13 protein-coding genes and 1 pseudogene are annotated in these 13,928 nt (G+C 60.7%); 12 read left to right on the top strand and 2 right to left on the bottom strand.

Translation table 11 applies throughout. The annotated features are described in order from the left end of the window. Positions 1–64: 64 nt before the first annotated feature. The 5 genes from BLX41_RS24550 to BLX41_RS24535 all read left to right on the top strand — a co-directional run bounded on the left by BLX41_RS24550 (position 65) and on the right by BLX41_RS24535 (position 5,773). Positions 65–700 carry an RluA family pseudouridine synthase gene (locus BLX41_RS24550; protein WP_123726974.1) on the top strand — a complete coding sequence of 212 codons (636 nt, stop codon included), beginning with the start codon at positions 65–67 and terminating at the stop codon, positions 698–700. Between the two features lie 80 nt (positions 701–780). Then, the gene (locus BLX41_RS24545; protein WP_404942793.1) at positions 781–1,857 is read left to right on the top strand and encodes a hypothetical protein; all 1,077 of its coding nucleotides are present in this window, start codon (positions 781–783) and stop codon (positions 1,855–1,857) included. Between the two features lie 99 nt (positions 1,858–1,956). Then, a complete protein-coding gene (locus BLX41_RS24540; RefSeq protein ID WP_123726972.1) occupies positions 1,957–3,246 on the top strand; it encodes a M18 family aminopeptidase in 1,290 nt (429 codons plus the stop codon). An 84-nt stretch (positions 3,247–3,330) separates the two neighbouring features. Next, positions 3,331–3,537, top strand: a complete 207-nt coding sequence (locus tag BLX41_RS33420) for a hypothetical protein (RefSeq protein ID WP_148059772.1) — start codon at positions 3,331–3,333, stop codon at positions 3,535–3,537. A 79-nt stretch (positions 3,538–3,616) separates the two neighbouring features. Beyond that, entirely contained in the window at positions 3,617–5,773 is a 2,157-nt protein-coding gene (locus BLX41_RS24535) for a mechanosensitive ion channel family protein (RefSeq protein WP_123726971.1), read from the top strand. 39 nt (positions 5,774–5,812) lie between these two features. Here the strand turns inward: BLX41_RS24535 and BLX41_RS24530 are convergent, their stop codons facing one another. Next, the gene (locus BLX41_RS24530; protein WP_123726970.1) at positions 5,813–6,526 is read right to left on the bottom strand and encodes a UTRA domain-containing protein; all 714 of its coding nucleotides are present in this window, start codon (positions 6,524–6,526) and stop codon (positions 5,813–5,815) included. Between the two features lie 363 nt (positions 6,527–6,889). Here BLX41_RS24530 and BLX41_RS24525 point away from each other — a divergent pair, with 363 nt between their 5' ends. The 6 genes from BLX41_RS24525 (at position 6,890) to BLX41_RS24500 (ending at position 12,209) form a co-directional block, all read left to right on the top strand. Continuing rightward, complete coding sequence (locus BLX41_RS24525; protein ID WP_123726969.1) at positions 6,890–7,957, top strand: ABC transporter substrate-binding protein; 1,068 nt, start codon at positions 6,890–6,892, stop codon at positions 7,955–7,957. Positions 7,958–8,093: 136 nt separating this feature from the next. Further along, on the top strand, positions 8,094–8,900 hold the full coding sequence (locus BLX41_RS24520; RefSeq protein ID WP_123726968.1) for an alkaline phosphatase family protein: 807 nt from the start codon (positions 8,094–8,096) through the stop codon (positions 8,898–8,900). Then, complete coding sequence (locus BLX41_RS24515; protein WP_123726967.1) at positions 8,897–9,742, top strand: ABC transporter permease; 846 nt, start codon at positions 8,897–8,899, stop codon at positions 9,740–9,742. The genes BLX41_RS24520 and BLX41_RS24515 overlap by 4 nt, the downstream gene beginning before the upstream one ends. Then, positions 9,729–10,529: an ABC transporter permease gene (locus BLX41_RS24510; RefSeq protein ID WP_123726966.1), complete on the top strand. Its 801-nt coding sequence runs from the start codon at positions 9,729–9,731 to the stop codon at positions 10,527–10,529. The genes BLX41_RS24515 and BLX41_RS24510 overlap by 14 nt, the downstream gene beginning before the upstream one ends. Next, on the top strand, positions 10,526–11,515 hold the full coding sequence (locus tag BLX41_RS24505; protein WP_123726965.1) for an ABC transporter ATP-binding protein: 990 nt from the start codon (positions 10,526–10,528) through the stop codon (positions 11,513–11,515). The genes BLX41_RS24510 and BLX41_RS24505 overlap by 4 nt, the downstream gene beginning before the upstream one ends. Positions 11,516–11,555: 40 nt before the next feature. Beyond that, positions 11,556–12,209 carry an HAD family hydrolase gene (locus BLX41_RS24500; RefSeq protein ID WP_123726964.1) on the top strand — a complete coding sequence of 218 codons (654 nt, stop codon included), beginning with the start codon at positions 11,556–11,558 and terminating at the stop codon, positions 12,207–12,209. 112 nt (positions 12,210–12,321) lie between these two features. On the opposite strand, the gene BLX41_RS24495 is transcribed toward BLX41_RS24500, so the two are convergent. Continuing rightward, positions 12,322–13,284 carry a zinc-binding dehydrogenase gene (locus BLX41_RS24495; protein WP_123726963.1) on the bottom strand — a complete coding sequence of 321 codons (963 nt, stop codon included), beginning with the start codon at positions 13,282–13,284 and terminating at the stop codon, positions 12,322–12,324. A gap of 138 nt (positions 13,285–13,422) precedes the next feature. Here BLX41_RS24495 and BLX41_RS36175 point away from each other — a divergent pair. Further along, positions 13,423–13,928: pseudogene (locus BLX41_RS36175) on the top strand (carboxy terminal-processing peptidase); the annotation flags it as partial.

Here is a 13,928-nt window from a genome sequence, read left to right as displayed (position 1 = left end):
CTGGCCTCATGCATTGCATGGAGGTTGGCGAGCCGCCGTTGGCGTTTGTTACGAGGCTGTTTTAATGCCGTTGTCGAATATCCACATCCTGCATCAGGACCCCGCCGTCCTGGTGGTGAACAAACCCACTCTGCTGCTTTCAGTCCCCGGTCGCGCCGACGACAACAAGGACTGCCTGATCACTCGCCTGCAGGAAAACGGCTACCCCGAAGCCCGTATCGTCCACCGGCTGGATTGGGAAACCTCGGGCATCATTCTCCTGGCCCGGGACGCTGATACCCATCGCGAACTGTCGCGACAGTTTCATGACCGCGAAACCGAAAAGGCCTACACCGCGCTGTGCTGGGGCCAGCCGGAACTGGACAGCGGCAGCATCGATCTGCCCTTGCGTTATGACCCGCCAACCAAACCCCGGCATGTGGTGGACCACGAATTCGGCAAGCACGCCCTGACCTTCTGGCGAGTGCTGGAGCGCTGCGGCGACTGGTGCCGGGTCGAGTTGACCCCCATCACCGGCCGCTCTCACCAGTTGCGGGTGCACATGCTGTCCATCGGTCACCCGCTGCTGGGCGATGGCCTCTACGCCCACCCGCAGGCCCTGACCGCGTGGCCAAGGCTGTGCCTGCATGCAAGTATGCTCAGCTTCACCCACCCCCAGACCGGTAAACGCCTGCGCTTCGATTGCCCCGCGCCCTTCTAACAGTAACCTGATCAGCCAGCGCCCTAAGTAAGGACACTTGACCGATGACGTGCACAGCAGTACCTGCCTCTCATACCCTAATGAAAACACCCGAGCAGTTGCTCTATCTGGTTTACGGCAACAATGAGGTCTATCGGCGGGAGGTCAAATTCAGCATCCTCACAGCCCTTAGCCAATTGAATTACGGCGAGTCGCTGTGCATCAGAATCATGACCGACAGGCCGCAGGATTATTCCGGCTGGCCGGTGGATACCGTTGCCCTGAGCGAAGAGACCCTGCATCAATGGCAGGGCCAGAATGGTTATCACCACAGACGCAAAGCCTGCGCGATGGCTAGCGGTCTTAAACTTGCGGAAAAAACCCTTTTCGCGGATACCGATACACTCTTCCTGAAAAACCCACACTGCCTGCTGAAGCTGATTGGTCCCGAAAACTACTTGATGGACAGCTTCGAATATCGTTGGAAAGAGGTCAGCGCGCGCCAGACTTACTTAAAGCTTGGTACCTGTCTACAACCCTATGGCATCAAGCCCGACAGTGACTTCAAGCTCTACAACAGTGGCTTGTGCGGCCTGACTGACGGGGATACACCACTACTGGAAAAGTCCATCGGCTTCATTGACGAATGGACCCAGGACTCCTTCGATATCCATACTATCGAGCAAATTGCTCTGTCGTTCGCCATGCGCGACAAGTCGGTACAAGAGACAAAAAAATACGTCTACCACTACTTTGCCGAAAAGCGCTTCTTCCATGCGATGCAGGCCTACTTCTTTGCCCAACATGGTGAGGACTATCGACCCGAGCTGATTTCGCTGTGCCAGGATATGCCAAACCGCAAACCTCTTCCTTCTCGCTGGCAGCGGCTTCGAATTAAATGGCGCCTGCGCAAGCTCAAAGGCGCATTGAAGAAGATCGCTCGCGACCTGCACTACGGCAGCGAACTGCCTGACACGCCTTACCATGCTGCATGCCGCCACGAGTGGTGGGAAAGCGCATCTCGTGAAATCAGCCGTTGGGACAGACAAAAACAACAAGAACTGTTGAACCTGTCTAATGAATCCTGGCCTGAGGCACTGCCCAAACCCAATAGGCAGCAGGACCAAAAGGTCATCCTGAACTACCTGCTTAGAAATTCGACATCAGCGGCAGATTGAACTCGCTTTAAAGAAAGATGGGCAGATAGCATCACATGCACTTGCCCATCGCCTTCATCCAATACGTTAAACTCGCGCCACTGCTGTCTGGAGCTACTTATGCGCGAAGAGTTGAACCAAGGCCTGATCGACTTCCTCAAGGCCTCCCCTACCCCTTTCCATGCCACTGCCAGCCTTGTTCAACGCCTGGAAGCGGCGGGTTACCAGCGCCTCGACGAACGCGAGCCGTGGACCACCGAAGCCAACGGCCGCTATTACGTCACCCGTAACGACTCCTCCATCGTCGCCTTCAAGCTGGGCCGGCATTCGCCCCTGCAAGGCGGCATCCGCCTGGTGGGCGCCCACACCGACAGCCCCTGCCTGCGGGTCAAGCCCCAGCCTGAACTGCAGCGCCAGGGTTTCTGGCAACTGGGTGTGGAAGTCTATGGCGGCGCATTGCTGGCCCCCTGGTTCGACCGTGACCTGTCACTGGCCGGCCGCGTGACCTTCCGCCGCGATGGCAAGGTGGAAAGCCAACTGATCGACTTCAAGGCCCCCATCGCGATCATTCCCAACCTGGCCATTCACCTCAACCGTGAGGCCAATCAGGGCTGGGCGATCAACGCGCAGAACGAACTGCCGCCGATCCTGGCCCAGTTCGCCGGTGACGAGCGGGTGGACTTCCGTGCCGTGCTGACCGACCAACTGGCTCGCGAACACGGCCTGAACGCCGATGTGGTGCTGGACTACGAGCTGAGCTTCTACGACACCCAGAGTGCTGCAGTGATCGGCCTGCACGGCGATTTCATTGCCGGCGCGCGCCTCGACAACCTGCTGTCCTGCTACGCCGGGCTACAGGCCCTGCTGACGGCCGACAGTGAAGAAACCTGCGTTCTGGTGTGCAACGACCATGAAGAAGTCGGCTCCTGCTCGGCTTGCGGCGCTGATGGTCCGATGCTCGAACAGACCCTGCGCCGCCTGCTGCCCGAAGGCGACGAGTTCGTCCGTACCATCCAGAAGTCGCTGCTGATTTCCGCAGACAATGCCCACGGCGTGCACCCCAACTACGCCGACAAGCACGACGCCAATCACGGCCCGAAACTCAATGCCGGCCCGGTGATCAAGGTCAACAGCAACCAACGCTACGCCACCAATAGCGAAACAGCCGGCTTCTTCCGCCATCTGTGCATGGCCGAGGAAGTTCCGGTGCAGAGTTTCGTGGTGCGCAGCGACATGGGTTGCGGCTCGACCATCGGCCCGATCACCGCCAGCCACCTGGGAGTGCGTACCGTGGACATCGGCCTGCCGACCTTCGCCATGCACTCGATCCGTGAGCTCTGTGGCAGCCACGACCTGGCCCACCTGGTAAAGGTCCTGAGCGCCTTCTACGCCAGCCAGGAACTGCCCTGAGCTCTAACTGCGGGCGCCTCGCTCAGGGGCCCCGCCGGTTTCTGATACACATCAACCCGGGGCGCAACAAAGCGGCCTAGACTTATGAGTACTTCTCCTGACAAGGCCGTCGCCATGATCTCGATGTCTTCGTTCCACTCCATGCTCATCCCGATCCTCACGGGCATGATTCTCCTGGCCATCGGCTTCAACTTCCGGGACAAGAACCTCGGTGTGTTCAGCATGTGGGTCGGCATGCTGCTGATTCTCGGCACTGTGGTTTACAAAATCCTCGCCAAACTGGCGGAATAAATGCAGCGCTCGCCCTCGCATTGAATTTGGCGGCCTCGTACACTCGGTCGATCCGATTTTCTCCGAGGTTGACTGCCCAGTGTTCGCTCGCCTTTTCGCCCTGCCCTGCTATGTGCTTGTCTGCCTGCTGACCTTCCTGCCCATGAGCAGTGCGCTGGCGGTTGGCCTGCCGGGCCTGCTGGGCAACCAGAGCAAACCGCAACCACAGGCCGAAGAGCCCCTGGGGCAGTCTTTGGACGAGGTGATCAAATCCCTGGAGAACGACCAGCAACGCGCCAAGCTGCTGGCTGATCTGAAAAAGCTCCGGGATGTCACCAAAAAAGCCCAACCCGCCACTGAAGAGGGCGTGCTGGGACTGATCGGCGGCACCCTGTCGAGCCTGGAGAAGCAGTTCTCCGGTGCTGATAGCCCCTTGACCCGCTGGACTGACGAGTTCGATCAAGCCCAGGAAGAACTGTCGGCACTGATGTTGCCAGCCAGCCAATGGCTGCCGATCATTTTTGCCTTTGCCCTGATTCTCATGGTCTGGAGTCTGTTGGCGGCGGCGCTGATCTGGCTCAGCCATAGAGTGCGCCTGCGTTTCGGGCTCACCGAAGAACTGCCCCAGCACCCCAAGACCTGGGACTTGCTGCGCTTCGCCCTGCGCAAGCTCGGCCCCTGGCTGATCGCGCTGCTGATCACCGTCTACATGACCTACTCCCTGCCTTCGTCATTGGGCAAGGACCTGGCCATGGTTCTGGCTTACGCCCTGGTGGTGGGCACCTGTTTTTCGGCGATCTGCGTGGTGGCGTTTTCCGTCCTCGATGGTCCCCACCGTCATCGTGCCCTGTATATCCTGCGCCGCCAGGCGTTCCGGCCGCTGTGGTGGATCGGCAGCTTCGCCGCTTTCGGCGAGGCCCTGAGCGACCCACGAATGGTGGCCAGCCTCGGCCAGCACCTGGCCCACACAGCAGCGACTTTCGCCAATGTCATGGCGGCGCTGTCCACCGGGGTATTCATCCTGCGCTTCCGCCGGCCGATCGCGCACCTGATCCGCAACCAGCCGCTGTCCCGACGCCTGACCCGTCGCGCCTTGAGCGACACCATCGAAATCATCGGCACCTTCTGGTACCTCCCAGCCCTGGTGCTGGTGGGCATTTCGCTGTTCGCCACCTTCGTTTCCGCCGGCGACACCAGCACGGCCCTGCGCCAGTCACTTTTGTGCACGGTGCTGCTGGTTCTATGCATGGTCATCAACGGCCTGGTACGGCGCCACGCCCTCAAGCCCCAGCGTGGGCACAAGCGTCATGCGCTGTATTCCGAACGGCTGAAAAGCTTCTTCTATACCCTGGCCCACCTGGCGGTGTGGCTGGCGTTCATCGAGCTCGGCCTGCGAGTCTGGGGCATGTCGTTGATCCGCTTCACCGAAGGCGACGGCCATGAAGTCAGCGTCAAGCTGTTCAGCCTCGGCGGCACCCTGATCTTTGCCTGGCTGATCTGGATTCTCAGCGACACCGCGGTGCATCACGCCCTGACCCGCTCGCGCAAGGGCCTGGCCAACGCCCGCGCACAGACCATGATGCCGCTGATCCGTAACGTGCTGTTCGTGGCGATTTTCATCATCGCCACGATTGTCGCCCTGGCCAACATGGGCATGAACGTCACGCCGCTGCTGGCCGGTGCCGGTGTCATCGGCCTGGCCATCGGTTTTGGTGCCCAGTCCCTGGTGGCGGACTTGATCACCGGTCTGTTCATCATCATCGAGGACTCCCTGGCCATCGACGACTACGTGGATGTCGGCGGCCACCTGGGCACCGTCGAGGGCCTGACCATCCGCACCGTGCGCCTGCGGGACATCGACGGCATCGTCCATACCATCCCGTTCAGCGAGATCAAGAGCATCAAGAACTACTCCCGGGAGTTCGGCTACGCGATCTTCCGCGTGGCGATTCCCTACAACATGGAGATCGACGACGCGATCAAGCTGATGCGCGATGTGGGCCAGAAGATGCGTACCGATCCCTTGCAACGACGTAACATCTGGTCGCCACTGGAGATCCAGGGGGTAGAGAGTTTCGAGTCCGGCAGCGCCATCCTCCGGGCCCGTTTCAAGACCGCGCCAATCAAGCAGTGGGAAGTGTCCCGGGCATTCAACCTGTCCCTCAAGCGTCACCTGGACGAAGCCGGACTGGACCTGGCCACCCCACGCATGAGCATCCAGGTGATCACCCCCGGCAGCGCCCCGGAAAAACAATGACCCTGTAGAAGCCGGCATGCCGGCGAACGGCACTGATGTCTAAAGAACGTCAACGCCGACATGAATCGCGTCATGCCGCCAGAACTCAAGATCACAATCGATCAGCCGCTCATGCTGGTCGTAGTTGACCCGGGCGATGCGCAGCCCGGGGCTGCCCGCCGAAACCTTCAGGGCCGCTGCCGCTTCCGGCTGCAACGAGGTGGGCACAATCTCGAAGCGCACCCTTCCGTAATGCAAGTCGTAGTGCCGGGCGTACAGCTCGGTAATCGACTGGTTCAGGTCGAAATCGAGAATCTTCGGGAAATACTTGGGATTCAAGTAGTGCTCCACATACAGCACCAACCGCTCATCGATACGCCGCACCCGGCAGATCTGGATCACGCTGGATAACGCCGGTAACTGCAGCCAGGCACAGACCGCCGCGCTGGCCGGAAGCAGGCGAGCGGAGATGACCTCAGTGGATGGTACCCGCCCCTGGGCGCTGACCATGGCGTGAAAGTGGCTGCGCTGCATCAGGTTATAGGCCAGCCGCGGCGGCGAGACGAACCATCCACGGCGCTCCTCACGATAGATCTGCCCCTGGGCCTCCAATTGCAGCAAGGCCTCGCGCACGGTGATGCGGGTGGTGGCAAACAACTCGCTGAGCTTGCGCTCGGCCGGCAGCTTGCTGCCCGGCGACAACAGCCCGTGGGCGATCTGCTCCTGCAGGACCTGGCCGATGGCTGTCACCGCTTTGGTTGCATCAATACGCATCAACGTTACCTATCTGGACTAGACCAGCACTGTTTCAGGGCACTGCAGCGGCCTGAATAGCCCTCTGCCTCATGTTCGAAAGCCTAGGCAGTCCATATGACTGAGAGATGACAAGCCCACTGAACGGCCCTGTGCCGAGCCTGCAAATTGTCCGCCAAGTGCTTGCAGATCAGCCGTTTGAGCATGGTCTACGCTTATCTCGCAGCACCAGCCTCCCCCCTTGATCCAGGCGCCTGCAGCTGGCACCGACATCAAAGTGTCATCCAACACGCCTAAATTGGCTCAGGTATTGCTGACCTAGACCAACCCATCGCAAGACTGTCGATAACAACGCAGCGTTGAACACACACAAAGGAGCTTCGGATGAAACAGCTTTTCCTGGCATCACTGTTAGGCTCGACCATTGCCCTGTGCACCGCCGCCATGGCCGCTGATAACGACCTGAAAACCCTTGAAGCCGCTGCCAAAGCGGAAGGCGCCGTGAACAGCGTCGGCATGCCCGATGACTGGGCCAACTGGAAAGGCACCTGGGAGGACCTGGCGAAAATCTACGGCCTCAAGCACATCGACACCGACATGAGTTCGGCCCAGGAAATCGCCAAGTTCGCTGCCGAGAAAGACAACGCCAGCGCCGACATCGGCGACGTCGGCGCCGCCTTCGGTCCGATCGCAGTCAAACAGGGCGTAGCCCAACCTTACAAGCCGAGCACCTGGGCCCAGGTCCCGGACTGGGCCAAGGACAAGGACGGCAACTGGGCCCTGGCGTACACGGGCACCATCGCCTTCATCGTCAATAAAAAGCTGCTGCACGGCTCTGATGCACCGAAGAGCTGGGCCGACCTGGAAAAAGGCAAGTACAAGGTTTCCATCGGTGACGTGAGTACCGCCGCACAAGCCGCCAACGGTGTGCTGGCCGCGGCCATCGCCAAGGGCGGCGACGAAAAGAACATCCAGCCGGCACTGCTGATGTTCGCCGAGATCGCCAAGCAAGGCCGCCTGTCCCTGGCCAACCCAACCATCGCCACCATGGAGAAAGGTGAGGTGGAAGTGGGCGTGGTCTGGGACTTCAACGGCCTGAGCTACCGCAACAAGATGGTCAACAAGGATGACTACGAAGTGCTGATCCCATCCGACGGCTCGGTCATCTCCGGCTACACCACCATCATCAACAAATACGCCAAACATCCCAACGCCGCCAAGCTGGCCCGCGAGTACATCTTCAGCGATGCCGGCCAGACCAATCTGGCTCGCGGCAATGCGCGCCCGATCCGTGCCGAGCACCTGACCCTGCCGGCAGACGTCCAGGCCAACCTGCTGCCCAACGAACAATACAAGCACGTGACCCCGATCAAGGACGCCGACGCCTGGGAGAAAACCTCCAAGTCCCTGCCGCAGAAGTGGCAGGAAGAAGTGATCATCAACATGCCGTAATGCTGCATCAGTCGTAGGAGCCGGCTTGCCGGCGAAGGTGTCTGTGCGCTCGTACCGCCCCTCGCCGGCAAGCGCAACGCCGTCTGGCCGCTCCTACAGGTTCCATGCGTTGCCTGATCCCGGAGTCCCCCCGCTCATGAAGCACAACGTCATCCTTGTGGTGCTCGACGGCCTCAACCACGAAGTTGCCCGACACGCCATGGGCCACCTGCAAGCCTACGTCGGCGCAGGCCGCGCCGCCCTGTACAAGCTGCAATGCGAATTGCCGGCCCTGTCCCGCCCCCTGTACGAGTGCATCCTCACCGGTGTTGCGCCGATCGACAGCGGCATCGTCCACAACCAGGTCTCGCGCCTGTCCACCCAGCGCAGCATTTTCCATTACGCCCGCGATGCCGGCCTGTGCACTGCCGCTGCGGCCTATCACTGGGTCAGCGAGCTGTACAACCGCAGCCCGTTCAACGCACCACAGGACCGGCACACTGCCAACCCCGATCTACCGATCCAGTACGGCCACTTCTACTGGAGCGATCACTACCCCGACGCCCACCTGTTCGCCGATGCGGAGAGCCTGCGCTTGCGGCACCAGCCGGACTTTCTCCTGGTGCACCCGATGAACATCGATGACGCCGGGCACAAGCACGGCCTCGACAGCACCCAGTACCGCAACAGCGCGCGTTCGGCAGACATCATCCTCGCCGACTACCTGCAAGGCTGGCTCGATGCCGGCTACCAGGTACTGGTTACCGCCGACCACGGCATGAACAACGACCGCTCCCACAATGGCCTGCTGGCCGAGGAGCGGGAAGTCCCGCTGTTCGTTCTCGGCGATGCGTTCAGTCTCGATGCCAGCGCCATGCCGAAGCAGACCGAACTGTGCGGCACGATCTGCCAGTTGCTGGGCGTAGCCCATGACAAACCCTTGTGCCGGGAGCTGCTGCTGTGAATTCAGTCACCCGCGGCAAATGGCTGGCTGCACTCTGTCTGGTGCCCTTCGCCCTGTTTTTTATCGTGTTCCAGATCGCCCCGCTGGTATGGGTACTGATCAACAGCCTGCAGTCGGAAGAGTTCGGCTGGGGCCTGGCCAACTTCAGCAAGATCTTCAGTTCGAAGTTCTACCTGCAGGCCATCCAGTACAGCCTGGAGATCAGCTTCTGGTCCAGCGTGTTCGGCATCATCATCGCGGTACTGGGCAGCTACTCGCTGCGCCGGGTCGACTCCAGGCTGCGCAACTTCGTCAACGCCTTCGCCAACATGACCAGCAACTTCTCCGGCGTGCCCCTGGCCTTCGCCTTCATCATCCTCCTGGGCTTCAACGGCACCATCACCATCATGCTCAAGCAGTCGGGGATCATTCAGGACTTCAACCTGTACTCCAAGACCGGGCTGATCATTCTCTACACCTACTTCCAGATCCCCTTGGGCGTGCTGCTGCTATACCCGGCCTTCGACGCCCTGCGCGAAGACTGGCGTGAGTCCGCCGCGCTGCTGGGGGCCAACGGCTGGCAGTTCTGGCGCCACATCGGTCTACCCGTGCTGACCCCGGCGTTGCTGGGCACCTTCGTGATCCTGCTGGCCAACGCCCTGGGCGCCTATGCCACGGTCTACGCCCTGACCACCGGCAACTTCAACGTGTTGCCGATCCGCATTGCCGCCATGGTTTCCGGGGACATCTCCCTGGATCCGAACATGGCCAGCGCTCTGGCGGTGGTGCTGGTGGTCCTGATGACCCTGGTGACCATCGTCCATCAGCTGCTTTTGAAGAGGAGCTACCATGTCTCGCGCTGAACCCGGCTCCGCCGCTCTGTACCACCGGGTGGTGGTCTACCTACTGTTTGCCATCCTGTTGCTGCCACTGCTGGGGACCTTTGTCTACTCCATCGCCAGCAGTTGGTCCGCCACCATCCTGCCCAGCGGCTTGACCTTCAAGTGGTACCTGCAACTATGGAGCGACCCGCGCTTCCTCAATGCCTTCGGCCAGTCATTGCTGGTTTGCGTCGGGGCGCTGGTGCTTTCGGTGGTGCTGATCCTGCCGCTGCTGTTTGTGGTGCACTACCACTTTCCCAAGCTCGACGCGCTGATGAACATCCTGATCCTGCTGCCCTTCGCGGTGCCGCCAGTGGTGTCTTCAGTGGGCCTGCTGCAACTCTATGGCTCAGGCCCGTTCGCCATGGTCGGCACGCCGTGGATTCTCATCGGCTGTTATTTCACTGTCGCCCTGCCATTCATGTACCGGGCCATCACCAATAACCTGCAGGCGATCAACCTGCGGGACCTGATGGACGCCGCCCAACTGCTGGGCGCCAGTACCTGGCAAGCGGCCTTCCTGGTGGTGCTGCCCAACCTGCGCAAAGGCCTGATGGTGGCCTTGCTGCTGTCCTTCTCCTTTCTGTTCGGCGAGTTTGTGTTCGCCAACATCCTGGTGGGCACCCGCTATGAAACCCTGCAGGTCTACCTGAACAACATGCGCAACAGCAGCGGCCACTTCACCAGCGCCCTGGTGATCTCCTACTTCTTCTTCGTGCTGGTTCTGACCTGGGCCGCCAACATCTTGAACAAGGACAAAAGCCAATGAGCTTCGTCAGCGTCCAACACCTGCAAAAGAACTACGCAGGCACCACGGTGTTCAGCGATATCAATTGCGAGATCCAGAAAGGTGAGTTCGTCACCCTGCTGGGCCCGTCCGGCTGCGGCAAGTCCACCCTGCTGCGCTGCATCGCCGGGCTGACCCCGGTGGACGGCGGCAAGATCCTTCTCGATGGCCAGGACATAGTGCCCTTGAGCCCGCAGAAACGCGGGATCGGCATGGTGTTCCAGAGCTACGCGCTGTTCCCCAACATGACCGTGGAACAGAACGTCGCCTTCGGCCTGCGCATGCAGAAGGTCAACGCCGACGACAGTCGCAAGCGGGTCCTTGAAGCCTTGCAACTGGTGGAGCTCAACGACTTCGCCAATCGTTATCCACACCAACTGTCCGGTGGCCAGTGCCAGCGGGTAGCCCTGGCCCGCTCACTGGTGACCCGGCCGCGCTTGCTGTTGCTGGACGAACCGCTGTCGGCCCTGGATGCGCGTATTCGCAAGCACCTGCGTGAACAGATCCGCAACATCCAGCGGGAACTGGGGCTGACCACGATTTTTGTCACCCATGATCAAGAGGAGGCCCTGACCATGTCCGATCGGATCTTCCTGATGAACCAGGGCAGGATTGTCCAGAGCGGCGATGCCGAGACGCTCTATACGGCGCCCGTGGATGTATTCGCGGCGGGCTTTATCGGCAACTACAACCTGCTGGACGCCGAAAGTGCCAGCAAGCTGCTGCAGCGCCCGATCAGCGGGCGTATTGCCATTCGCCCGGAAGCCATCGAACTCGGCAGGGAGGGCCAGCTCGATGCGCTGGTTCGTAGCCACAGCCTGCTGGGCAATGTGATTCGCTACCGAGTCGAGGCTCGCGGGGTGGAGCTGGTGGTGGATGTTCTCAACCGTTCGGCCGATGACCTGCACGCTGACGGCCAACGTCTGGCGCTGACCATCGATCCTGCCGCCCTGTGTGAGGTAGCCTGACGGCTTTCACGCAATTGATCCTGAAGAGAGAGCTGCACTGATGGCCTTGGCAATTTTTGATCTGGACGAAACCCTGATTCACGGCGACTGCGCCACCCTCTGGAGCGCACAGATGGGCCGCCTTGGCTGGGTCGACAGCGAGTCGTTCATGCGTCGCAACAACGAACTGATGGACGCCTACAGTCATGGCAAGTTGGCCATGGAGGAGTTCATGAGTTTCAGCCTGGAACCCATGGCCGGACGCACCCCGGAAGAGGTGGCGCACCTGGTGGAACCTTGGGTGGAAGAGGTGATCGAGCCGATCATTTTCAGTGAGGCGTGCACCACCATTGCAGCCCACCGCAAGGCCGGCGACCGGATTCTGGTGATTTCCGCCTCGGGCACCCATCTGGTGAAGCCGATTGCCGCTCGCCTGGGCATCGACGAAGTGCTGGGGATTGAGCTGGAAGTGCTGCACGGCGTGTACAGCGGTCACACCCTTGGCACCCTGACCTACCGCGAAGGCAAGATCACCCGCCTGCTGGAATGGCTGGACGCCGAGGAAGAAAACCTGGAAGGCGCAACGTTCTACTCCGATTCGCGCAATGACCTGCCGCTGCTGCTGCGGGTCGACCATCCCCAGGTAGTGAACCCCGACCCGGTACTACGCGAGCACGCACAAAAGGCCGGCTGGCCGATCCATCACTGGAAATAATCCCCCTCCCGTAATTCGTTGGCTGCCAGCTTGTGTAGGAGCTGGCTTGCCAGCGAACAGGCCCAAAAACCTGGCACAAGGTTCGCCGGCAAGCCGGCTCCTACGACAGCAATCACCTCAGGCTGGAATCGATCACCAGCACCAGCTTGCCCGACACCTGATTGGTCGCCAGCTCGGCAAAAGCCGCTTCCGCATCCAGGATCGGGAAGGTCTTGGCCAATTGCGGGCTCAGGCGCCCTTCGCTGAACAGCGGCCAGACATTCTGCCCAAGGTCGCTCAACAAGTCGGCCTTGAACTGTTCATTGCGGCTGCGCAGGGTAGAGCCCAACAGTTGAATGCGCTTGGCCAGCACTTGTGCCAGGTCCAATTGCGCCTCACGCCCGCCCATCAGGCCGATCAATACCCAGCGACCATCCAGGGCCAGCAGCTTGAGATTGTTGGGCGCGTAATTGGCGCCCACCGGATCGAGAATCACATCGAAGGGCCCTAAATCCCGCAACGCCTCAAGGCCATCGGTACGCAGCACACCACCCTGGGCGCCAAGGCGCTCGCAGTAGGCCAGGCGATCGGCAGAACCGACGCTGACCCAGCAAGGGTTGCCGAATGCCTTGCACAGCTGGATGGCGGCCGAACCGACGCCACTGGCGCCCGCGTGCAGCAGCACTTTCTCGCCGGGCTTGAGGGCTGCCAGCTGGAACAGATTGAGCCAGGCCGTGCTGTAGACCTCGGGCAGCGCAGCAGCCTCAACCAGGGACAGCCCCTCGGGCACCGGCAGCACGTGACGGGCATCCACCACCACCTCTTCGGCCATGCCACCGCCAGCCAGCAGCGCACAGACCCGATCCCCCACCAGCCAGGACGAACCCGGGCCCACCTCACTGATCACCCCGGAGCATTCCAGGCCGAGGACTTTGCTGGCCCCGGGAGGTGGAGGGTAAAGGCCCGCGCGCTGCAACAGGTCGGCCCGATTGAGGCCGGCAGCGGCCACCCGAATGCGAACTTGCCCTACATCACAGGCAGGACTTGGCTCTTCAACCCACTCCACATGACCTTCAACGCCTTGCAATGCTTTCACAGTGCCTCCATAGTGAGTCTGGACTGAGCCCGGAGCGGTAGCACCGGGCTTTTTGCATTATGCGACCGGTCCTTATGGAACCGGCGACTTCAAAGACGGCCTAATATGCGTTATCAATTGCCCCCGCGTCGAATCAGCATGAAGCATTTGTTCCCCAGCACCGCCCTCGCCCTATTCATTGGTTTCGGCCTCCTGCCGATGTCGACCAATACGTTCGCAGCCAATAGCTGGGATCAACTTCAGCCCGATCGCGATGAGGTAATTGCCAGCCTCAATGTTGTAGAACTGCTCAAACGCCACCACTACAGCAAACCGCCGCTGGATGATGCGCGCTCGGTGATCATCTACGACAGCTACCTGAAGCTGCTGGACCCATCGCGCAGCTACTTCATGGCCAGCGATATCGCGGAGTTCGACAAATGGAAAACCCAGTTTGACGACTTCCTCAAGAGCGGCGACCTGAATGCCGGCTTCACCATCTACAAGCGTTATCTGGACCGGGTCAAAGCGCGTCTGGACTTCGCCTTGGCGGAACTCAACAAAGGCGTCGACAAAATCGACTTCAACGCCAAGGAAACCTTGCTGATCGATCGCAAGGACGCCCCCTGGCTCAAGACCACCGCAGAACTCGATGACCTGTGGCG

This window comes from Pseudomonas protegens, from assembly GCF_003732485.1.
GTDB lineage: Bacteria > Pseudomonadota > Gammaproteobacteria > Pseudomonadales > Pseudomonadaceae > Aquipseudomonas > Aquipseudomonas protegens_B.
This window is presented reverse-complemented; position numbering and strand designations above follow the sequence as displayed.

Bases quoted from the DNA above. Each gene is read 5' to 3' on its own strand.
- BLX41_RS24550 (WP_123726974.1), top strand. From the start codon at position 65: ATGCCGTTGTCGAATATCCACATCCTGCATCAGGACCCCGCCGTCCTG.
- BLX41_RS24545 (WP_404942793.1), top strand. From the start codon at position 781: ATGAAAACACCCGAGCAGTTGCTCTATCTGGTTTACGGCAACAATGAG.
- BLX41_RS24540 (WP_123726972.1), top strand. From the start codon at position 1,957: ATGCGCGAAGAGTTGAACCAAGGCCTGATCGACTTCCTCAAGGCCTCC.
- BLX41_RS33420 (WP_148059772.1), top strand. From the start codon at position 3,331: ATGAGTACTTCTCCTGACAAGGCCGTCGCCATGATCTCGATGTCTTCG.
- BLX41_RS24530 (WP_123726970.1), bottom strand. From the start codon at position 6,526: ATGCGTATTGATGCAACCAAAGCGGTGACAGCCATCGGCCAGGTCCTG.
- BLX41_RS24525 (WP_123726969.1), top strand. From the start codon at position 6,890: ATGAAACAGCTTTTCCTGGCATCACTGTTAGGCTCGACCATTGCCCTG.
- BLX41_RS24520 (WP_123726968.1), top strand. From the start codon at position 8,094: ATGAAGCACAACGTCATCCTTGTGGTGCTCGACGGCCTCAACCACGAA.
- BLX41_RS24510 (WP_123726966.1), top strand. From the start codon at position 9,729: ATGTCTCGCGCTGAACCCGGCTCCGCCGCTCTGTACCACCGGGTGGTG.
- BLX41_RS24505 (WP_123726965.1), top strand. From the start codon at position 10,526: ATGAGCTTCGTCAGCGTCCAACACCTGCAAAAGAACTACGCAGGCACC.
- BLX41_RS24500 (WP_123726964.1), top strand. From the start codon at position 11,556: ATGGCCTTGGCAATTTTTGATCTGGACGAAACCCTGATTCACGGCGAC.